Source organism: Pseudomonas sediminis (genome assembly GCF_002741105.1).
Lineage (GTDB): Bacteria > Pseudomonadota > Gammaproteobacteria > Pseudomonadales > Pseudomonadaceae > Aquipseudomonas > Aquipseudomonas sediminis.
Genome location: NZ_NIQU01000001.1, coordinates 284,763 through 305,823, shown reverse-complemented (window position 1 = coordinate 305,823; position 21,061 = coordinate 284,763). Strand labels below are relative to the sequence as shown.

The 21,061-nt window shown below is 63.3% G+C and carries 17 protein-coding genes; 10 read left to right on the top strand and 7 right to left on the bottom strand.

From position 1 onward, the window contains the following. The first annotated feature begins 182 nt into the window (after positions 1-182). Positions 183-812 carry a BamJ family beta-barrel-assembly machinery protein gene (gene bamJ / locus CDO35_RS01540; RefSeq protein ID WP_064494199.1) on the top strand — a complete coding sequence of 210 codons (630 nt, stop codon included), beginning with the start codon at positions 183-185 and terminating at the stop codon, positions 810-812. A 257-nt stretch (positions 813-1,069) separates the two neighbouring features. Here the strand turns inward: bamJ and CDO35_RS01535 are convergent, their stop codons facing one another. Together CDO35_RS01535 and CDO35_RS01530 are read right to left on the bottom strand one after the other, a co-directional pair. Further along, positions 1,070-1,300, bottom strand: coding sequence for a PA4570 family protein (locus tag CDO35_RS01535; protein ID WP_004423370.1), 231 nt, complete (start codon positions 1,298-1,300; stop codon positions 1,070-1,072). 262 nt (positions 1,301-1,562) lie between these two features. Beyond that, the gene (locus tag CDO35_RS01530) at positions 1,563-3,188 is read right to left on the bottom strand and encodes a methyl-accepting chemotaxis protein (protein ID WP_099522256.1); all 1,626 of its coding nucleotides are present in this window, start codon (positions 3,186-3,188) and stop codon (positions 1,563-1,565) included. Positions 3,189-3,409: 221 nt separating this feature from the next. Here CDO35_RS01530 and CDO35_RS01525 point away from each other — a divergent pair, with 221 nt between their 5' ends. Next, positions 3,410-4,564 (top strand): L-talarate/galactarate dehydratase, encoded by a 1,155-nt coding sequence (locus CDO35_RS01525; protein WP_099522255.1) that lies wholly within the window; start codon positions 3,410-3,412, stop codon positions 4,562-4,564. 4 nt (positions 4,565-4,568) lie between these two features. Here CDO35_RS01525 and CDO35_RS01520 read toward each other — a convergent pair whose 3' ends face one another. Beyond that, positions 4,569-5,474, bottom strand: a complete 906-nt coding sequence (locus CDO35_RS01520; protein ID WP_099522254.1) for a LysR family transcriptional regulator — start codon at positions 5,472-5,474, stop codon at positions 4,569-4,571. A gap of 97 nt (positions 5,475-5,571) precedes the next feature. Between CDO35_RS01520 and CDO35_RS01515 the strand changes: the two genes are divergently transcribed. Continuing rightward, on the top strand, positions 5,572-6,717 hold the full coding sequence (locus tag CDO35_RS01515) for an L-talarate/galactarate dehydratase (protein WP_099522253.1): 1,146 nt from the start codon (positions 5,572-5,574) through the stop codon (positions 6,715-6,717). A 56-nt stretch (positions 6,718-6,773) separates the two neighbouring features. Here CDO35_RS01515 and CDO35_RS01510 read toward each other — a convergent pair whose 3' ends face one another. The 4 genes from CDO35_RS01510 to CDO35_RS01495 all read right to left on the bottom strand — a co-directional run bounded on the left by CDO35_RS01510 (position 6,774) and on the right by CDO35_RS01495 (position 11,287). Beyond that, positions 6,774-8,294 (bottom strand): tripartite tricarboxylate transporter permease, encoded by a 1,521-nt coding sequence (locus CDO35_RS01510; RefSeq protein ID WP_099522252.1) that lies wholly within the window; start codon positions 8,292-8,294, stop codon positions 6,774-6,776. 9 nt (positions 8,295-8,303) lie between these two features. Beyond that, complete coding sequence (locus tag CDO35_RS01505) at positions 8,304-8,813, bottom strand: tripartite tricarboxylate transporter TctB family protein (RefSeq protein ID WP_099522251.1); 510 nt, start codon at positions 8,811-8,813, stop codon at positions 8,304-8,306. 66 nt (positions 8,814-8,879) lie between these two features. Next, positions 8,880-9,857 (bottom strand): tripartite tricarboxylate transporter substrate binding protein, encoded by a 978-nt coding sequence (locus CDO35_RS01500; protein WP_099522250.1) that lies wholly within the window; start codon positions 9,855-9,857, stop codon positions 8,880-8,882. A 35-nt stretch (positions 9,858-9,892) separates the two neighbouring features. Then, positions 9,893-11,287, bottom strand: coding sequence for an enolase C-terminal domain-like protein (locus CDO35_RS01495; protein ID WP_099522249.1), 1,395 nt, complete (start codon positions 11,285-11,287; stop codon positions 9,893-9,895). A 551-nt stretch (positions 11,288-11,838) separates the two neighbouring features. On the opposite strand from CDO35_RS01495, the gene kdgD reads away from it, so the two are divergent. The 7 genes from kdgD (at position 11,839) to CDO35_RS01460 (ending at position 20,957) form a co-directional block, all read left to right on the top strand. Beyond that, on the top strand, positions 11,839-12,750 hold the full coding sequence (gene kdgD / locus CDO35_RS01490) for a 5-dehydro-4-deoxyglucarate dehydratase (RefSeq protein WP_099522248.1): 912 nt from the start codon (positions 11,839-11,841) through the stop codon (positions 12,748-12,750). A 111-nt stretch (positions 12,751-12,861) separates the two neighbouring features. Further along, positions 12,862-14,211: a glucarate dehydratase gene (gudD, locus tag CDO35_RS01485; RefSeq protein ID WP_099522247.1), complete on the top strand. Its 1,350-nt coding sequence runs from the start codon at positions 12,862-12,864 to the stop codon at positions 14,209-14,211. Between the two features lie 185 nt (positions 14,212-14,396). Beyond that, positions 14,397-15,722 (top strand): MFS transporter, encoded by a 1,326-nt coding sequence (locus tag CDO35_RS01480; RefSeq protein WP_099522246.1) that lies wholly within the window; start codon positions 14,397-14,399, stop codon positions 15,720-15,722. 22 nt (positions 15,723-15,744) lie between these two features. Next, complete coding sequence (garD, locus tag CDO35_RS01475) at positions 15,745-17,301, top strand: galactarate dehydratase (protein ID WP_099522245.1); 1,557 nt, start codon at positions 15,745-15,747, stop codon at positions 17,299-17,301. 1 nt (position 17,302) lies between these two features. Then, on the top strand, positions 17,303-18,721 hold the full coding sequence (locus tag CDO35_RS01470) for an FAD-binding oxidoreductase (protein WP_099522244.1): 1,419 nt from the start codon (positions 17,303-17,305) through the stop codon (positions 18,719-18,721). Between the two features lie 170 nt (positions 18,722-18,891). Beyond that, positions 18,892-19,833, top strand: a complete 942-nt coding sequence (locus CDO35_RS01465; RefSeq protein WP_099522243.1) for a 2-hydroxyacid dehydrogenase — start codon at positions 18,892-18,894, stop codon at positions 19,831-19,833. A gap of 200 nt (positions 19,834-20,033) precedes the next feature. Further along, positions 20,034-20,957: an ABC transporter ATP-binding protein gene (locus CDO35_RS01460; protein WP_099522242.1), complete on the top strand. Its 924-nt coding sequence runs from the start codon at positions 20,034-20,036 to the stop codon at positions 20,955-20,957. The last annotated feature ends 104 nt before the right edge of the window (positions 20,958-21,061 follow it).

Below are 21,061 nucleotides of genomic sequence, written 5' to 3'. Positions count from 1 at the left end.
GTCTAAATGATATCTGTGCTTTCCTTAAGTGAAGCTTAGCTAAAGGTAGTAGCTGTTGCTCCAGGTCAAAGGCGACGCATCTACGTGGAGCTGGCGGACTGACGGTGGGGCGGGCGCCCGGTGACTCTGCGTTCTGTGCTAGTCTGGCCGACCTTTTTTCACAGCCCCAAGCGGAGCCTTTCATGTCCGAATTCAACTTCAGCCCCGATCTGTCCTCCGATGAGGGCCGCGTCAGCTACGGCATCGGTCGTCAACTCGGTGGTCAGTTGCGTGACAACCCGCCGCCTGGCGTCGACCTGACCGCTATCCTGGCCGGTCTGACCGACGCGTTCAGTGGCCAGGCCAGCCGCGTTTCCGAGGCTGAGCTGGGTGCCAGCTTCAAGGTCATCCGCGAGATCATGCAGGCCGAAGCTGCCGCCAAGGCCGAAGCCGCTGCCGGCGAAGGCCGTGCGTATCTGGTTGAGAACGCCAAGCGCGAGGGCGTTACCGTGTTGGCCTCCGGCCTGCAGTATGAAGTGCTGGTCGCAGGCGAGGGCGCCAAGCCGTCGGCTGAGGATCAGGTGCGTACTCACTACCACGGCACCCTGATCGACGGCACCGTGTTCGACAGCTCCTACGAGCGTGGCCAGCCGGCTGAATTCCCGGTCGGTGGTGTGATTCCGGGCTGGGTCGAGGCGCTGCAACTGATGGGCACCGGCAGCAAATGGCGCCTGCACGTACCGAGCGAGCTGGCCTACGGCGCTCAGGGCGTCGGCAGCATTCCGCCGCACAGTGTGCTGGTATTCGATGTCGAGCTGCTCGACATCCTGTAAGAGTCGTTAACGGCCTGCTGCGCGTCGGCGCTACTGCGTTAAAAACAAGCGAGTAATGCTCATGTACAAAAGTACACTGCGCTTACTCGCTTGTTTTTGCCTTGTATCGCTCTAGCTCGCGATGCCGGAGAAAGGTTTGTAAGGTGGACAACGCTTTTTTTGTTCACCATCGCGACCACGGTGGACGGGTGAAGCGTCGTCCACCCTAGGCAACGTACGAACGGCCCTTCTGCATTGCACAAGGGCCGTTTTGTCTTTCAGGATGGGCGCAATGCCCGGGCGTAGCAGTACAGAAACAGGCTGCGCACCAGTTCCTTGAGGACGATGGGTTCGCTGGAGCTGAGCTCGTGCAAATCCAGGTCGCCCTGATCACGCAGTTCGTCTAGGGCTTCTTCTTCGAGCATGGCGCAAACTTCACCGGTTTCACGGTTGAGGATGCGCAGGTAGGGATGCGGGCGGTCCAGCCAGGCATCGATCAGGTAGGTCATGGCAGGTCTCCTTGGCCGTCATTACATAAATGAGAATAATTCCTATTACATAAATAGCAAGGGTTAATTGCTGCCTTTTGTCGTTTGTACGTTCTCAGCAGGTGCAGCGGGCAGGGCGAAGCCTTGCTCGCCTTGCGGACCTTTAGCGCAGGCGAGTTGGAGGGCGCAGCATACTGTTGACCCCGCGCCTCGCTACTCACTCTGCGCGCAGGCGGTAGATGCTGGAGGCGGAGACGCGTGCCATGCCGGTTCGCAGATCTGGTCAGGAGCCCAGGCGGCGAGTCACTTCGCCCAGTTGCCCGGACATATCATGCAGGTTGCGGCTGGCTTTCTGCGTACGTTCGACGTTGTCCTGGTTGGCGCTGGCGATGGCGGTCAGCTCGGTGAGGTTGCGCGAGATATCCTCGGCTACCGAGGTCTGCTCTTCGGCGGCGGTGGCGATCTGCTGGTTCATGTCGCGGATGGCTTCCACGGCCTCGGTGATGCGCTGCAGCATTGCACCGGCCTCGGTGACCTGGGTCACGCCCTGTTCGCTGCGCTGCTGGCCGCTCTCGATGGCGCGCACGGCATTCAGAGCACCGCTCTGCACGGTGTCGATGATCTGGTTGATCTCTGCGGTGGACTCGGCGGTGCGCTGGGCGAGGTGGCGCACCTCGTCGGCGACCACGGCGAAACCGCGGCCCTGTTCGCCAGCGCGAGCGGCTTCGATGGCGGCGTTGAGCGCCAGCAGGTTGGTCTGCTCGGCGATGCCGCGGATCACTTCCAGCACCTTGCCGATACGCCCGCTGTCGCTTTCCAGGCGACGGATCACCTCGGCGGTGTTGGCGATCTCGCCGCGGATGTCGGTGATGGTGGCGATGGTCGATTGCATCACCGTGCTGCCCTGGCGGGCCGAGTCGTCGGCATCGTTGGCCGCGTGCGCGGCGTCGGCGGCGTGGCGCGCGACTTCCTGCGCCGTGGCGGACATCTCATGCATGGCCGTGGCGACCTGATCGGTGCGCTCGAACTGCTCGCTGACGCCCTCGGTCATGCGTGAGGCGATGGCGTTCAGCTCGCTGCTGGCGCTGTCGAGGTTCTGCGTACTGTGGTGCAGGCGCTCGCTGGTGCTGGCAAGAAAGTCGCGCAGGGTGTTCGCGGCGCGCGCCAGCAGGCCCAGTTCATCTTGTCGGGTGCTTTCCACGCGTTGGCCGAAACGGCCTTGGCTGAGTTGGTCGACATGTCCGATCAGGTGGCGGATGGGAATGATCAGGTTGCGATTGACCAGCCACAGGCTGAATACGGCGATGACCAGGGCGGCGGCCAGCATCACGATGGTGCCACTGAGAATGGTGCGCGCGGCGCTGGCGTTGATCTGCTCGGCCTGGCTCAGGCTGTTCTGGCGTAACTGCTCGACCAGAGCCGTCATCTGCTCGCTGGCGGCGCGGTCGATACCTTTGACTGCTTCATCGCCGGCTCTGGCATCTGCTCCGGCGGCCACGAAGGCGTCGCGGCCCTTGCGGTAATTGCCACCCAGCGCCTGATGTTCGCTACGCAGACGCTCGACCTGCGTCTTCAACGCCGGGTCGGCTGCGGCGATCCCGGTCAACTGGCCGAGAATATCCTGCACCTTGCGCTCCTGCGCTTCGAACTGGCTCCAGTAGCGTTGCAGGTTGGCGCTGTCCTGGCCGCGCAGCAGGACGTTCTTCCATTCCTGCACCTGAATCTTGAATTCGACGTTGGCCGCGTCGATCAGGCGCGAAGACTCCAGCGGCCCATCGAGCAGGCCACGGTAGGATTGAATGCCGCTGGAGAGAAAGCTGAAGCAGGCCAGAGCGGTGATCAGGATCAGTGCCAGACTGCCGCCGAGTAAGGCGAGAATCTGCGCACGCAGGGATTTTTGCAGGAACATGATCGGATGCCTCGGAGGTCAGGCGCAGCAGGACATGTTCAAGCGTAGTTGGTGAATGTTGCAGATTTGTGAAATGTCTAGACGAGTAGTCGCGGTGCCGAATCAGTCAGGAACCGCAGATAATTTCGATGCTTGAATGATTGCGCAATCATCTTAATCTGACTCGGGTTGTCCATTTTCGGCGGCCCAAAGGGCGCCGAGTTCATCACGAGGAAGAAGTCATGACTGATAACGCCACTCCACGCGCCGATGACGACCGCATTGCCTGGCTGAGCCTGCGTTCGGTAGCCCTGCCGCTGGCCAACCCGATCAGCGATGCCAAGGTGCTCACCGGCCGGCAGAAGCCGATGACCGAGATCGCCATCCTGATCGCCGAGATCGAAACCCGCGATGGTCATCGTGGCCTCGGTTTCAGTTACTCCAAGCGTGCCGGTGGCCCCGGCCAGTTCGCCCATGCGCTGGAAGTGGCGCCGAACCTGATCGGCGAGAACCCCAGTGATATCGCCAAACTGTGGGACAAGCTGTGCTGGGCTGGCGCATCGGTCGGCCGCAGCGGCCTGGCGAGCCAGGCCATCGGTGCCTTCGACGTCGCCCTGTGGGATCTCAAGGCGCGCCGCAGTGGCCTGTCGCTGGCACGTTTGCTCGGTAGTCATCGTGACTCGGTGCGCTGCTACAACACCTCCGGCGGCTTCTTGCATACACCGCTCGATCAGTTGCTGAAGAACACCGATATCTCCCGCGAGAAGGGCATTGGCGGCATCAAACTCAAGGTCGGCCAGCCTGACTGGGCGCTGGATATCCACCGCGTCAGCACGGTGCGTGAACATCTGGGTGAGAGCTTCCCGCTGATGGTCGATGCCAACCAGCAATGGGACCGCCCGACTGCGCGGCGCATGTGCCGTCGTCTGGAGCCCTTCGACCTGATCTGGATCGAGGAGCCGCTGGACTGCTACGACGCTGAAGGCCACGCTGAGCTGGTGCGTCTGTTCGATACACCGATCGCCACCGGCGAGATGCTCACCAGCCCGGCCGAGCACTGGGAGTTCATTCGCCAGCGCGGCGCCGACTTCCTCATGCCCGATGCGCCGCGTGTCGGCGGTATCACCCCGTACCTACGCGTGCAGACCCTGGCCGAGCAGGCCGGCATGACCCTGGCGCCGCACTTCGCCATGGAGCTTCACGTGCACCTGGCCGCCAGCCACACGCGCGAGCCCTGGGTCGAGCATTTCGAATGGTTGGAGCCGCTGTTCAACGAGCGTCTGGAGATTCGCGACGGGCGCATGTTGGTGCCGACTCGTCCGGGCTTGGGGCTGAGCCTGAGCGAGCAGGTTGCCGGCTGGACGGTGCAGCAGGCAGAGGTCGGCAAACGCGCTTGATGCGTCAGCTCTGCGGATAGATGTCGTGCGCGGCCTGACGCACAGCTGCGATCATCGACGGTAAGGCCGGGTTGTCGTTGTCGTCGCGCCAGACCAGATGCAGTTCGCCGCATACACCTTTGGGTAGCGGCAGCTCGCGGAAACGCACCTGCTCGAAGCGAATGGCACTGGCGCTGCGCGGCACCAGTGCCAGCCCCATACCGGCATTGACCAGCGACAGGATGGTCAGCGTCGACCCCAGCGCCTGAACGAACTCGGGTTGGATGCCGCTGGCGCGAAAAAGGCCGGTGTGCAGTTCGTTGAAGGGCTGCCAGGCGGTATGTGCATAAAGGATGAAGGGTTGGCCATGGAGCATTTCCAGGGTCGGCCTTTCGTGCTGCGCCAGCGGATGTTCGGCGGGCGCAGCCAGCACGAAGGGTTCGCGCAGCAGGCATTCGCTGACCAGGCCGGGTTGCTGCAAGGGCGCTCGGACGATGGCCAGGTCCACACGGCGGGCGCGCAGTGCCTGCACCTGTTCGAAGGTACTCATCTCCAGCAAGGCGATATCCACCCCAGGACGTTCGCGCTTGGCGGTGGTGATCGCGCGCGGCAGCACGTCATACACCGCGCTGGCGACGAAGCTGATGTTGAGTGCGCCGCTTTCGCCGATGGCAGCCAGCCTGGCGCTTTGCGCTGCGCGGTGGGCCTGGTCGAGCAGAGCCTGGGCTTCGACGAAGAAGGCGCGGCCAGCTGCCGTCAACGCCACCGAGCGGGTGCTGCGGGTGAACAACGCCACGCCCAACTGGTGTTCGAGCAGCTGGATCTGCCGACTCAGTGGCGGCTGAGTCATGTTCAGGCGCTCGGCAGCGCGGCGGAAATTCAGCTCGGCGGCCAGGGTGGTGAAGCAACGCAGTTGCGATAGCTCGAACACTGATTCAATCCAGGTATCAATTGAGTAGAAAACTAGATTAGACCTGGATCAATGGCGGCGTCCATCATCGCTCCACGCTTTCGCGTCCGGAGTGACGATGAGTCTCGACCTTTACACCCCTGATCCGATCACATGGATCGGCCTGCGCTCGGTGGATCTGCCACTGGCTCGGGCCGTGAGCGATGCCAAGGTGTCCACTGGTCGACAATTGCCGCTGTCGGCCGTCAGTCTGTTGTTCGTCGAGCTGCAAACCCGCCAGGGGCATACCGGGCTCGGCTTCAGCTACACCCTGCGCACCGGTGGCCCGGCGCAATACGCTCACGCCCGAGAGCTGGCACCGCTGCTGCTCAACGAAGATGGCAACGATATTGCCCGTCTATGGGGGCGGCTCAGTTGGGCAAGTGCCTCCATCGGCCGCAGTGGTCTGGCAGTGCAAAGCATCGCGGCGTTCGACACGGCGTTGTGGGATCTCAAGGCGCGGCGGGCCGGTTTGCCGCTAGCCAAGCTGCTCGGCGCCCAGCGTGATGCGGTGCCTTGCTACAACACCTCTGGCGGCTACCTGCAGGCGCCCATCGAGGAGGTCATCGACCGCGCCGGGCAGGCACTGGCGGGCGGCATCTGTGGCATCAAGCTCAAGGTCGGGCAGCCGAATCAAGCTGAAGATTTACGTCGCGTGCGGGCGTTGCGTCATGCCCTCGGTGATGAAGTGGCGGTGATGGTGGACGTCAACCAGCAATGGGATCGCACCACGGCGCTGCGCATGGGGCGCGCTCTGGAAGAGCTGAATCTGACCTGGATCGAGGAGCCGCTCGATGCGCACGATCTGGAGGGGCATGCGGCGTTGTCCGCGCAACTGGTTACCCCGGTCGGCAGCGGCGAGATGCTCAGTAGCGCAGCCGAGGCGTGCGCTTACGTGGAGCGCGGAGCGGTCGACGTGATCATGCATGACGCACCGCGAGTCGGTGGTATCACGCCGTTCCTGCAGGTTGCCGAGGTGGCCAGACGGCACGGGTTGGTCATGGCACCGCACTTTGTCATGGAACTGCACATCCATCTGGCGGCTGCCTACGAGCATGCCACCTGGGTGGAGCATTTCGAGTGGCTGGAGCCTGTGTTCAACGAGCGCCTGGAGATTCGCGGCGGTTGCATGCAGGTGCCGATGCGGGCCGGGCTAGGCCTGAGCCTGAGTGAACGGGTGGCCGGCTGGACAGTGGCGCAGGACGCCTTTGGAGTGCGGGCGTGAGAGGGGAGATGCTGGTATTCCCCTCGCCGTGTTGGCGAGGGGAACGGTGGGATGGGTCAGGTGCGAAGTATTTCGTTGATCGCGCTGGGTTTCGGGCGCAATGCACTGAACACCTGCCAGAGCACGAACACCAATGCCAGGCCGAGGAAGGTGCCGGCAATCGGATTGGTGAAGAACTCGGCGAAGCTGCCGTCCGACAGCATCAGGCCGCGTCGCAGGTTGGTTTCCGCCATTGGCCCGAGGATGAAGCCGATGATGAACGGCGCCGCCGGCATACCGGCCTTGACGAAGGCATAACCGAGCAGACCGAACAGCAGGATCGACCAGACGTCGAACAGGCGGCTGGACAGACCGAAGGCGCCGACCACGCACAGCACCAGAATGATCGGCAGCAGGATGTGCTTGGGCACGTCGAGCAGCTTGATGAACAGGCGCAGGCCGTAGAACTCCATGAACAGCATCATGCAGGTGGCGACGATCAGCGCGGCGAAGATGGTGTACACCAGTGGGCCCTGGCTGATGAACAGCAGCGGACCTGGCTGGATGCCGTGGATCAGAAAGCCGCCGAGCATGATCGCGGTGACGGTGTCGCCGGGGATGCCCAGGGTCATCAGTGGCATCATGGCGCCGCCGATACCGGCGTTGTTGGCCGTCTCGCTGGCGACCACGCCGCCGATGTTGCCTTTACCGTAGGTGTGCCCGTCTTTCGCGCGCTTCTTGGCGATGATGTAGGACACCAGGTTCGAGGTGCCCGCACCGATGCCTGGCAGGATACCGATGCCCAGACCGATCAGGCCGGAGCGACCGGCGTTGGGCAGTTGCTCGCGGAATTCCTTGAGCGAGAAACCGAAGCCCTTGATGTTCTTCATGCTCACCGACTTGGCCTTGCCCTGCACGGCATGGCGGCCGGTTTCGGCGAGCTTGATGATCTCGGCCACGGCAAACATGCCGATCATTACCGTGAGCATCGAGAAGCCGCCATTGAGCTCACTGACGCCGAAGGTGAAGCGGCGTACTGCCTCGACCGGGGCGATGCCGACGGTGGATACCGCGATACCCAGCGCACCCGCGAACAGGCCCTTGACCATGGAGCCGGCCGACAGGGTGGCGATCAGGGTCAGGGAGAACACGGCGATGGCGAAGTATTCGTGCGGGCCGAAGCTCAGGGCGACCTTGGCCAGCTGCGGGGCGATGAACATCAGCGCGACGATGCTGAAGATGGTGCCCAGGAAGGAGAACACGATGCCGACGCCCAGTGCCTTGACGCCCTGGCCCTGTTCCATCAGCGGGCCGCCGTCAAACACTGTAGCGATCGATGAAGGTGTTCCCGGAATCTTCAGCAGGATCGCCGAGATCAGGCCGCCAGACGTGGCGCCGATGAACAATGCGACCAGCAGCGACAGACCCGCTTGCGGGCCCATGGTGAAGGTCAGCGGCAGGCATAGCGCCACGGCCATGGTCGCCGACAGGCCGGGCACGGCGCCGAAGACGATGCCCATGGCCACGCCGACGGCCATCAGCATCATGATGTTCAGTGAAAAGACGGCACCGAAGCCTTGCTGCAGTAATTCGAGCATGGTCGATCCTCAGATGAAATTGTTCAGCAGGCCAGCGGGCAGCAACAGGTCGAAGGCCTCGCGGAACAGCAGGAAGATGAGCGCAGAGCAGATGACGGCGATCAGCAGATAGGTCAGGTGTCTGGCTTTCTGGTTTACCGGGGTCAGCACGAGGAACTGCAGATACAGGTAAACCACGGTCATGATCGGGAAACCCACAGGGCCGAGCAGGGCCATGTAGCCAAGGATCAGGCCGAGTGTCTTGATGACGGTCTTCGGCTCGACGATTTCAACAGTTGGCTCTTCGGCTTCTGCAGGAGCCGGACTGGCGGCAGGTTCGGCAGCGGCCTTGGGTTTGGCAAAGGCGCTGACCAGTTGCATCACGCCAAGCAGAGACAGGAATCCGGCCAGCAGTTTCGGCACCGTGGCGGCATCGACACCATCATGCCCGGGCAACTGTTGTGCCAGTACCAGGTAGGTAAGGCTGGCGCCGAGCATGGCAATGCCGATGATCAGTTCTTTCTTGTTCAGGGTGTTCATCGTGTACCTCGATGTTCTGAGGCGAAGCGCCGGCCCGAATCGGTCGGGCCGGCGCTGCGGTATGGCTTACTTGGCCTTGCGCAGTTCATCCTTGAACTGCATGAAGTCTTCGCGGGTCTTGGCCAGAATCTGCTTGGCGTCTTCGGTGGCGAAGAACGCGACCGGCTGCTTGAACTTCTTCAGGTCTTCAGCGTAGGCAGGCTGCTCGGTGATCTGCTGCATGATGTCGGACATCTTCTTCACGATCGCCGGGTCGGTGCCTTTCGGGAAGGCCACTACGTAGGGCTTGTCCATGGTGATGTCGAGGCCCTGCTCCTTGAGGGTCGGCACTTCACCCAGCATGGCGTTGCGCTCGGCGTTGGGTTGGCCCAGTGCGACCATCTGGCCGCCCTGCACGTAGTCCTGTACGGAACCGTAGGTGATGGCGCCCATGTCCAGGCGGCCGCCCAGCATGCCTACCACGCGGTCGGAGACTGTGCCGCCGTCGACCATCTTCAGCTTGGCGCCGGTAAGTTTCTCCAGCATCAGGCCTTGCAGGTGGGAGAAGCTGCCCATCTCGGTGCCGTAGGTGATGCTGCCCGGGTTGGCCTTGGACTTGTCGACCAGGTCTTTCATGCTGGTCACGCCCGACTGCTTGGAGGCAACGAACACGGTGCTCTTGTCGACGCCAGCGATGCAGGAAACGTCGAAGGTCTCGTAGCTGTCTTCGGTCAGGCCGGCGACTTCGTTGACGATCAACTGGCCCGGGTGGGTGAACAGGATGGTGTTGCCATCCGGCGCTGCGCCCTTGACCTGCTCGGCAGCCAGGGTGCCGCCGCCGCCAGCGACGTTGGTCACTACCATGGTCTTGCCAGTGATCTCGTTGAAGTACTTGGCCATCATGCGGGCGTTGAAGTCGGTGTCGCCGCCTGGGTTGGCGATTACCACCACCTGGACAGGGCGGGTCGGCCATTTCACTTCATCGGCGAAGGTGGCGGAATGAGTGGCCAGGACACCCATGCCGACCAGGGCAGAAAGGAGGGAGGCGCGGAATGTTTTTTTCATTGGAATACTCCGGGTTGGGATAAAAGCCGCGCGAGTCACTCGCGGCCGAGGCTGGGACGTTTCGGGTCGTATTGCCAACCCGGAACCAGGTACTGCATGGCCATGGCGTCGTCACGCGCGCCGTTGGCCACCTTTTTGTAAAGTTCGTGAGCGGCCATGATCCGCTCCATGTCCGGCTCGATACCGAGGCCGGGCTTGTCCGATACCTGCACCTGGCCACCGATGATCTGCAGCGGCTCGCGGGTCAGACGTTCCTCGCCTTCCTGCCAGATCCAGTGGGTGTCGATGGCAGTGACGCGGCCAGGTACGGCCGCAGCGGCATGGGTGAACATGGCTAGGGAAATATCGAAGTGGTTGTTCGAATGCGAACCCCAGGTCAGGCCGAACTCTTCACAGACCTGACCGAGGCGCACGGCGCCTTGCATGGTCCAGAAGTGCGGGTCGGCCAGGGGAATGTCCACGGCCTCCAGGCGCAACGAGTGCCCCATCTGCCGCCAGTCGGTGGCGACCATGTTGGTGGCGGTGGGGATGCCGGTGGCGCGCTTGAACTCGGCCATGATCTCGCGACCCGAGTAGCCATTCTCAGGGCCGCAAGGGTCTTCGGCATAGGTCAGCACGTGACCTTGTCCTTGGCACAGGGCGATGGCTTCATCCAGCGACCAGGCGCCATTGGGATCGAGGGTGACGCGGGCATCGGGGAAGCGCGCCTTGATCGCGCGGATCGCGTCCATTTCCTCGGCGCCACGCATCACGCCGCCTTTCAGTTTGAAATCGTTGAAGCCGTAGCGCGCATGCGCCGCTTCGGCCAGGCGGGCGATGGCGTCCGGTGTCAGCGCGGCTTGATGGCGCAGGTGATACCAGTCATCTGCCGAGCCTTTACCTGCGAGATAGGGCAGGTCGGTGCGCTGGCGTTCACCTATATAGAAGAGGTACGCGAGCATCGGCACGCTGTCGCGTTGCTGGCCGCTGCCGAGCAGTTCGGCCACCGGCAGGTCGAGATGCTGGCCGAGCAGATCGAGCAGCGCGGCTTCGACCGCGGTGATCACGTTGTCCAGGCGCAGATTGATCTCGTGCGGTTGCTTGAGTACACGCGCTTCGGATTCGGACGTGACCTGATGCTGGGTGGTCTGCGGCCCTTTGGCCGGGCCGGCGATGGCCTGGCGCAGGCGATTGAGCACATGGTTGTAACGGCCTACCGATTGGCCGATCACCAGTTCGCGGCAGCGCTCCAGCGCCTGGCGGATGCCTTCGCCACCGGGAACCTCACCACAGCCGATGCGCCCGGCATTGTCCTTGAGCAGCACCAGGTTACGGGTGAAGTAGGGGGCATGGGCGCCGCACAGGTTGAGCAGCATGCTGTCATGGCCGGCGACCGGAATGACCTGCATCTCGACGATCTGGGGTGTGCTGCTACGGGAGGCTTCGTACATCTTGGCTGGGGCTCCGAAACTGGTGCGGCCCTCGGCCGCAATGGCAAAGGTACGGTTCAGTCGTGCACCGGGATCATCGTGCGATCCGCGCGGTAGCAAGTGAGAGCATGGGCAAAGACGGCAACGAGGCCTGCGCGGACTGCGCTGTTCAGGCGGCTGCTGACATCGGTGCGATGGTCGGCACGATGGCAGGGTGGGGCGGCAGTGAAGGTCTGTGACATGACCAGGGCCTCGTTTGTTTTTATTGGAATGTCATAGGTTGTCGTATGACTTGGTGAAATTAGTACCAGCCTGTTCCAGGCCTGTCAACGCTGCTCATGGTTAATGATGATTGCGCTGCCATCTCTTCTGGCGCCATGATGGAGCCTGCTCTACGCTGAGCTTTCACGCTTACGCAGCGGTTTTGCGGGCAGGCTGGGCGAAGGCGATAAAAACTTCGACGAACGGGTAATACAAAAACTGGTGTTTTTTTTGTTGTTGTACGATAACGTATCTCTACAGCTACGGCTGACGTCATTCCTCACAACTCGCTTTAACAGGGTGTTCGCATAATGAATCCACAAGAACTTAAGTCCATCCTCTCCTCCGGTCTGCTGTCTTTCCCAGTAACCGACTTCGATGCTGCCGGTGATTTCAATCAGGCTGGCTATGTGCGCCGCCTCGAGTGGCTGGCGCCTTACGGTGCTTCCGCCCTGTTCGCTGCCGGCGGTACTGGCGAGTTCTTCTCCCTGGCGCCGGACGAATACAGCGCCGTGATCAAGACCGCCGTGGACACCTGCGAGAAGTCCGTGCCTATCCTGGCTGGCGTTGGTGGCCCGACCCGCGTTGCCATCCAGATGGCGCAGGAAGCCGAGCGCCTGGGCGCCAAGGGCTTGCTGCTGCTGCCGCACTACCTGACCGAAGCCTCGCAGGACGGCGTTGCCGCTCACGTCGAGCAGGTGTGCAAGTCGGTGAAGATCGGCGTGGTGATCTACAACCGTAACGTCTGCCGTCTCAACGCCAACCTGCTGGAGCAACTGGCCGAGCGTTGCCCGAACCTGATCGGTTACAAGGATGGCCTGGGCGACATCGAGCTGATGGTGTCGATCCGCCGGCGCCTGGGCGAGCGTCTGACCTACCTCGGCGGCCTGCCGACCGCTGAAGTCTACGCTGCGGCCTACAAGGCGCTGGGTGTGCCGGTCTACTCCTCGGCCGTGTTCAACTTCATCCCGAAAACCGCCATGGACTTCTACCGCGCCATCGCCGCGGAAGATCACGCCACCGTTGGCAAGCTGATCGATGATTTCTTCCTGCCGTACCTGGACATCCGTAACCGCAAGGCCGGCTATGCCGTGAGCATTGTCAAGGCCGGTGCCAAGATCGTCGGTTACGACGCCGGTCCGGTACGCGCACCGCTGACCGATCTGCTGCCGGACGAGTACGAAGCCCTGGCCAAGCTGATCGAAGCCCAAGGCGCGCAGTAATACCGCAGAGGGCCGCTCGCTGCGGCGAGCGGCCTGGCCGCGCCCCGGAAGTCCGGGCGCGACGGCATTGAACCATTGTCGAACCCGCATAAGAACAACAGGGTAACGCTCATGACTTCACAGATTCCTGCCGCTGTCGGCACTCCGCTGATCACCGAGCTGCAAGTCGTACCGGTCGCCGGTCAAGACAGCATGCTGCTCAATCTGAGCGGTGCCCACGGCCCGTATTTCACCCGCAACATCCTCATTCTCAAGGACAGCGCCGGCCACGTCGGTGTCGGCGAAGTCCCCGGCGGCGAGGGCATTCGTAAGACCCTCGACGACGCCCGCTCGATCCTCGTCGGCCAACCGGTCGGCAACTACAACGCCTTGCTCAACCAGGTACGCCGCGCTTTCGCAGATCGTGATTCCGGCGGTCGCGGCCTGCAGACTTTCGATCTGCGCATCACCATTCACGCCGTCACCGCGCTGGAGTCCGCGTTGCTCGACCTGCTCGGCCAGCACCTCGGTGTGCCGGTGGCTGCACTGCTCGGCGAAGGCCAGCAGCGCGATGCCGTGGAAATGCTCGGTTATCTGTTCTTCGTCGGTGACAAGGACAAGACCGATCTCGGCTATCGCGATGAGCGCGATGCCGATGACACCTGGGAGCGCGTGCGCAACCAGACCGCATTGACGCCGGAAACCATCGTCCGCCAGGCCGAGGCCGCGCATGCGCGTTATGGCTTCAACGATTTCAAACTCAAGGGCGGTGTGCTGCATGGCGAAGCCGAAGTCGAGGCGATCCGCGCCCTGGCCGCGCGCTTCCCTGAGGCTCGTGTGACGCTGGACCCGAATGGCGGCTGGTCGCTGGATGAGGCCATTGCCCTGTGCCGCGACCTGCATGGCGTGCTGGCCTATGCCGAAGACCCGTGCGGCGCCGAGAACGGCTACTCCGGTCGGGAAGTGATGGCCGAGTTCCGCCGTGCCACCGGCCTGCCGACTGCGACCAACATGATCGCTACCGACTGGCGGCAGATGGGCCACACCATCTCCCTGCAATCGGTGGACATCCCGTTGGCCGACCCGCACTTCTGGACCATGGCCGGTTCCGTGCGCGTGGCGCAGATGTGCAACGACTGGGGCTTGACTTGGGGTTCGCACTCCAACAACCACTTCGACATCTCCCTGGCCATGTTCACCCACGTCGCCGCGGCGGCGCCGGGTCGAGTCACTGCCATCGATACCCACTGGATCTGGCAGGACGGCCAGTACCTGACGCGCAACCCGCTGCGCATCGAAGGTGGTCTGGTGCAGGTGCCGAAAACCCCAGGTCTCGGCGTCGAGCTGGATTGGGACGCGCTAGCCAAGGCGCACGAGCTGTACCAGACCAAGGGCCTGGGCGCGCGTGACGACGCCATTGCCATGCAGTACCTGATCCCCAACTGGACTTTCAATAACAAGAAGCCCTGCCTGGTTCGTTGAGCCAAGCCCGGACTTTATTCCGTAGGGTGGGCTTCAGCCCACCTTGATTGCAGTCCTTTAGGATGAGCCGGGCGGCGTTCCGCTTCAGCCCACCGAGACTGTAGCTGGTGGGCTGAAGCCCACCCTACGGGTGTTCGGCCTGGCCTACGGGGTCAATCTTTACTTCTGTCTCGCGAGCCTTGCCGATGCCAGATGCCAAACCGGGTCGTGTGCGCTACAGCATCTTGTTGATGCTGTTTCTGGTCACGACCATCACCTTCGCCGATCGCTCCAGTCTGTCCGTTGCCGGTTCGGCGATGCAGGCCGGCCTCGGTATCGACGCGGTGACGCTCGGCTACATCTTCTCGGCGTTCGGCTGGGCCTACGTGATCGGGCAGATTCCCGGTGGCTGGCTGTTCGACCGCTTCGGCACCAAGCCGGTGTACACCCTGGCGTTGTTCGTCTGGTCGGCGCTGACCCTGTTGCAGGGTTTCGTCGGCTGGCTGCCGGGCACCTGGGCCGTGACCTCGATGTTTCTGCTGCGGCTGTTGGTGGGCTTTGCCAGTGCGCCGTGCTTTCCCGGCAATGCACGGATCATCGCCTCGTGGTTTCCTACCGCTGAGCGCGCCACCGCCACGGCCATCTCCAGTTCGGCGCAATATGCTGCCACCGCCCTGTTCGCACCCTTGATGGGCTGGGTGGTGCAAACCATGGGCTGGCAGTCGGTGTTCATCGTGCTCGGTTGTCTGGGGCTGGCGCTGTCGCTGCTGTGGTTGAAGCAGCTGCATGGCCCGCGTCAGCACCCGCGTATCGAAGCGGCCGAGCTGGAACACCTGGAGCAGGGCGGGGCGCTGATTGATCTGGAAGGGCAGCGTGGTGGCATTGGCGGTTCGCAGTGGGGCTACCTGGGCCTGCTGCTGCGCCAGCGCACGATGATCGGCATCTACCTCGGCCAGTACTGCAACAACGCCATTACCTATTTCTTTCTCACCTGGTTTCCGGTCTACCTGGTGCAGGCGCGCGGCATGAGCATTCTCGGCGCCGGTTTCGCTGCCGCCTTGCCGGCTATCAGCGGTTGCGCCGGTGGCGTGCTTGGTGGGCTGCTGTCCGATGGCATGTTGCGTCGCGGTCACTCGCTGACTCTGGCGCGCAAGCTGCCGATGGTGTTCGGTCTGCTGCTGTCGAGCGCCGTGGTGCTGTGCATTTTCGTCGAGAGCGACACGGCCGTGATGGCGCTGATGGCCCTGGCCTTCTTCGGCAAGGGCCTCGGCTCGCTGGGCTGGACGCTGGTGGCCGACACTTCGCCTCGGCAGATCCTTGGCTTGTCCGGCGGGCTGTTCAACACCTTCGGTAACCTGGCAGCGATCACCACACCTATCGTTATCGGCTACCTGGTCAGCCGTACCGGATCATTCGATTGGGCATTGGCCTATGTTGGTCTCAATTCCCTGCTGGCGGTCGTGAGCTTCGGCTTGATCGTCGGCCGTATTCACAGGGTCGAGCTGGACGCCACGTCCGGCTCGGCATCCTGAACGCACAACAGGAGCAAGCGTCATGCAGTTGATTCCCCATCAGGATTCGCCCCGCTATATCCGCCTGCACCCGAGCGACAACGTCGGCGTGGTGGTCAATAACCAGGGCGTCGCCGCAGGCGGCCAGTTTGACGACGGTCTGACGGCTATCGAGGGCATCCCGCAGAGCCACAAGGTGGCGCTGGTGGATATCGCCGAAGGCGGCGAGGTGGTGCGTTATGGCGAGGTCATCGGCTATGCGCTCAAGCCCATCGCCGCCGGCAGCTGGGTCACCGAGCAGGTGCTGCGCATGCCCGAGCCGCCGGTGTTGGACAACCTGCCCAAGGCGACCCTCAAGACCGCACCTGGCGAGCCGCTGGAAGGCTATACCTTCGAGGGCTTCCGCAATCCGGACGGCAGCGTTGGCACCCGTAACATCCTCGGTGTGACCACCACGGTGCAGTGCGTGGTCGGCGTGCTCGATCACGTGGTCGAGCGCGTGCGCAAGGAAGTCCTGCCCAAGTACCCCAACGTCGACGACGTGGTGGCGTTGTCGCACAGCTATGGCTGCGGCGTAGCGATCAACGCGCCGGACGCGGTGGTGCCGATCCGCACGCTGTACAACATCAGCCGCAACCCCAACCTGGGTGGCCAGGCGCTGGTGATCAGCCTCGGCTGCGAGAAGCTGCAGGCCAACCAGTTGATGGATGGCGACCAGCTCACCAACGGCATGGACGAGGAGGACTGGTTGTTCCGCCTGCAGGATTCCGGCACCGGTTTCACCGGCATGGTCAAGCAGATCATGGGCATGATCGAGGATCGCCTGAAAGTGCTCGACCAGCGTCGTCGCGAGACCGTGCCGGCTTCCGAATTGGTGGTCGGCATGCAGTGCGGCGGCAGCGACGCCTTCTCCGGTATCACCGCCAACCCGGCCCTTGGCGTGGCGGCCGACCTGCTGGTGCGCGCCGGTGCCACCGTGATGTTCAGTGAGAACACCGAAGTGCGTGACGGCATCCACCTGCTGACGCCGCGTGCGGCCACGGTCGAAGTGGCCGATGCGCTGATCCGCGAGATGGACTGGTACGACCGCTACCTGCAGCGCGGCATGGCCGACCGCAGCGCCAACACCACGCCGGGCAACAAGAAGGGTGGGCTGAACAACATCGTCGAGAAGGCCATGGGTTCGATCGCCAAGTCCGGCAACGGTACCATCGCTGGCGTGGTCGCGCCGGGCGAGCGCATTCGTGGCAAGGGCTTGTGGTTTTGCGCCACGCCGGCCAGCGACTTCATCTGCGGCACCCTGCAGCTGGCGGCGGGCATGAACCTGCACATCTTCACCACCGGTCGCGGCACGCCCTATGGCCTGTCCATGGTGCCGGTGATCAAGGTGGCCACGCGCACGCAACTGGCCGAACGCTGGCCGGATCTGATCGACGTCGACGCTGGACAGATCGTCTCCGGGCGCATGACGCTGGAGCAAATGGGCTGGCATATCTTCCAGCTCTATCTGGACGTGGCCAGCGGTCGAAAGCAGACCTGCGCCGAGCATCTGCGGCTGCACAACGATCTGGTGCTGTTCAACCCGGCGCCGGTGACCTGAGATGAGTGGCCTGTCCGATGATCTGCTGCAGGCATTGTGCGAGGCGGTCGGCGAGGCTGGCCTGATCACTGACGCCGAGCGCATGCAGAGCTACCTCAGCGACTGGCGGGGTGCCTACCGTGGCCAGGCGGCTGCCGTGCTGCGCCCGGCGTCGACCGAGGAAGTTGCCGCCGTGGTGCGTTTGTGCGCGCAGGCCGGCGTCGCCCTGGTGCCACAAGGCGGTAATACCGGGCTGTGCGGCGGCTCGATCCCGGACGACTCTGGCGCGCAGGTCGTGCTGTCGCTGACGCGCATGAAGCGTATCCGCGCAGTGGACGTGGGCAATGAAACCATCACCGTCGAAGCGGGGGTGATCCTGCAGCAGCTACAGGAAGCCGCCGCCGAGGTGGGCCGGCTGTTCCCGCTGTCGCTGGGCGCCGAGGGCAGTTGCACGGTCGGTGGCAACCTGGCGACCAATGCCGGCGGCACCGCGGTGCTGCGCTACGGCAACATGCGCGACCTGGCCCTGGGCCTGGAAGTGGTGTTGCCCGATGGGCGCATCTGGGACGGCCTGCGCGGGTTGCGCAAGGACAATACCGGCTACGACCTCAAACACCTGTTCATCGGCAGCGAGGGCACCCTGGGCATCATCACTGCCGCCGTGCTCAAGTTGTTCCCCGCCGTGCGCAGCCTGACCACCGCCTGGGTGGCGCTGCCCAGTCCGCAGGCAGCGGTCGAGCTGATCGGGCAGATGCGCGGGCTGTGTGGCGACCGCCTGACCGGCTTCGAACTGATGTCGCGGCAAAGCGTCGAGTTCGTCCTGCGCCATGTCGCCGGTGTCAGCGATCCGTTCGCCGACACGCATCCCTGGTACGTACTGATCGAGCTGAGTGACACCCAGCCCAACGCGCCCTTGAACGAGTTGCTGGAAGAGGGCCTCGGTGCTGCCTTCGAGCAAGGCGTGGCGCTGGATGCCGTGGTCGCCGCCAGCGACGCCCAGGTACGCGCCTTGTGGGCGTTGCGTGAAGGCATTTCGGAAGCGCAGAACCACGAGGGGCCGAGTCTCAAGCACGACATCAGCGTGCCGGTCAGCCGTATCCCCGACTTCATCGAACTTACCGATGCCGCACTGCAGCAGGCCTTCCCCGGTGTGCGCATCGTGGCCTACGGGCACGTCGGCGACGGCAACCTGCATTACAACATCAGCAAGCCAATCGGCGCCGAGGATGTCGCGTTCAAGGCGCAGGCCGAGGCGATCATGCGCGTGATCTACGACCAGACCCTGCGCTATGCCGGCAGCATCAGCGCCGAACATGGCCTGGGACAGTCCAAGCGCCTGGCCGCGCAGCACTACAAGGCGCCGCTGGAGCTGGAGTTGATGGCCCGCGTCAAGCAGGCGCTGGATCTGGCCGGACTGATGAATCCGGGCAAATTGCTGTAGCAGGCCGTTGAAAAACGTAGGCGAGGTAGCCAGTGCAAGGCAAATACAGGCGAAAAAGCGGAGTTTACGAGCTGTAAATGAGCATTTTGAGCCTGTATTTAACGCAGCATTGGCAACGCAGGTAGTTTTTCAACAGCCTGGTAAATCGCACGATCCAAACAGGAGGTTCCATGAGCAAACCCAAGGTGCTGCAGATCGGCCCGCTGAGCGAGCGTTTCAACCGCGAGCTGGCCGAGCAATACGAGGTCAGTGCGCTGTGGCAACAGGCCGAGCCGCTGGCGTTCCTGCGCGAGCACGGCGAGCAGTTCATCTATATGGTGTCCTCAGCACGCTTCGGCTGTACGGCTGACCAACTGGCGCTGCTGCCGAATCTGCGCGCCATCTGCAGCTTCGGCGTGGGCTACGATCCCTATCCGCTGGATCTGCTGCGTGATCGCGGCATCGTGCTCAGCACCACGCCGGACGTGCTCAACGACTGCGTCGCCGACCTGGCCATGGGCCTGATGATCGACAGCGCGCGGCGCCTGTCCGAGGCTGATCGCTTCGTGCGCAGCGTCGCCTGGAGCAGCACCACGGGCTTCCCGCTGGCGCGTCGGGTCAGCGGCAAGCGCCTGGGGATCGTCGGCCTTGGCCGCATCGGCGAGGCGGTAGCCCTGCGCGCCTCCGGTTTCTCCATGCCGGTGCGTTACCACAATCGCCGTGCGGTCGAGGGCAGCCCTTACCGGCACGAGCCGGATCTGCTGGCGCTGGCGCGTTGGGCAGACTTTTTGGTGCTGACCTGCCCGGGCGGCAAGGCCACCCATCACCTGATCAACGCCGAGGTGCTCGAAGCACTCGGCCCGGATGGCTTTCTGGTCAACGTCGCGCGTGGCTCGGTGGTCGATGAGGCCGCGCTGATCACGGCGTTGCAGGGCAAAGTGATCGGCGGTGCCGGGCTGGACGTTTTCGAGCGTGAGCCTCAGGTACCGGCGGCGCTGCGCGAACTGGACAACGTGGTGCTGTTGCCGCACGTCGGCAGCGCCAGTGTCGAGACGCGTCAGCAGATGGCTGATCTGGTGCTGGACAACCTGCGCGCCTTCATCGCCACCGGCAAGCTGCTGACGCCGCTCTGATCCCGCTCGCCACCGAATACGCCGGGCGGCGCTTGCCGCCAGGCCTATCGTTACATCGCCACAAGCGCTGTAATCGTTTCTACCTCACCTGCAGCATCCCCGGCGCACCACAAGTGCGCCGTTTTTTCTTCCGCGCGCTGATGTCGGCGGCTCATGCCCTGTAAACTGTTGCGTTTTCCGCAGGCAAGGGGCCATCCACCGTGCAGTCGGTCATCTCCATCCAGCAACTGAACAAGATCTATGCGTCCGGGCATCCGGCGCTGCAAGGCATCGACCTGGACATTCGCCAGGGCGAGATTTTCGCCTTGCTCGGCCCCAACGGCGCGGGCAAGACCACCCTGATCAGCATCATCTGCGGCATCGTTAATCCTGGCGAGGGCAAGGTGCTGGTCGGCGGTAAGGACATCGTCCGTGACTACCGCGCGGCCCGCTCGCAGATCGGTCTGGTGCCACAGGAACTGGTCAGCGACGTGTTCGAAACCGTCTGGGCGACGGTAAAGTTCAGCCGCGGTCTGTTCGGCAAGAAGCCCGACCCGGCCTACCTGGAGCAGTTGCTCAAGGATCTGTCGCTATGGGACAAACGCAACGCCAAGATCATGGAACTGTCCGGCGGCATGAAGCGCCGGGTGATGATCGCCAAGGCGCTCTCGCATGAACCGCAGATTCTCTTTCTCGACGAGCCCACCGCTGGCGTCGACGTGGAGCTGCGCCGCGACATGTGGAACATGGTGCGGCGTCTGCGTGAGCGCGGCGTGACCATCATCCTGACCACCCACTACATCGAGGAGGCCGAGGAAATGGCCGACCGCATCGGGGTGATCAGCAAGGGCCGCATCATCCTGGTGGAAGACAAGCAGGTGCTGATGCACAAGCTGGGCAAGAAGCAGCTGACCCTGCACCTGCAGCAGCCGCTGTCCTGCGTGCCGGCCGAGCTGTCGCGCTATGGCCTGGAGCTGGCCGATCAGGGCCATGCTCTGGTGTTCACCTTCGATGCCCAGCACGAGAACACCGGCATCGCCGAACTGCTGCGCGACCTGGCTCAGCACGGCATCGACTTCAAGGATCTGCAGTCGAGCCAGAGCTCTCTGGAGGAAATCTTCGTGTCACTGGTCTCAGGCCGATGAGACGCTACTGCGCTCGCCCAGGCTGCGTTGAAGTCAGGCTCGGCCTGCTCATGTACAACGCGTACACTCCGCGGCCTCGCCTGACTTCGCCTTGCCTGACCTTC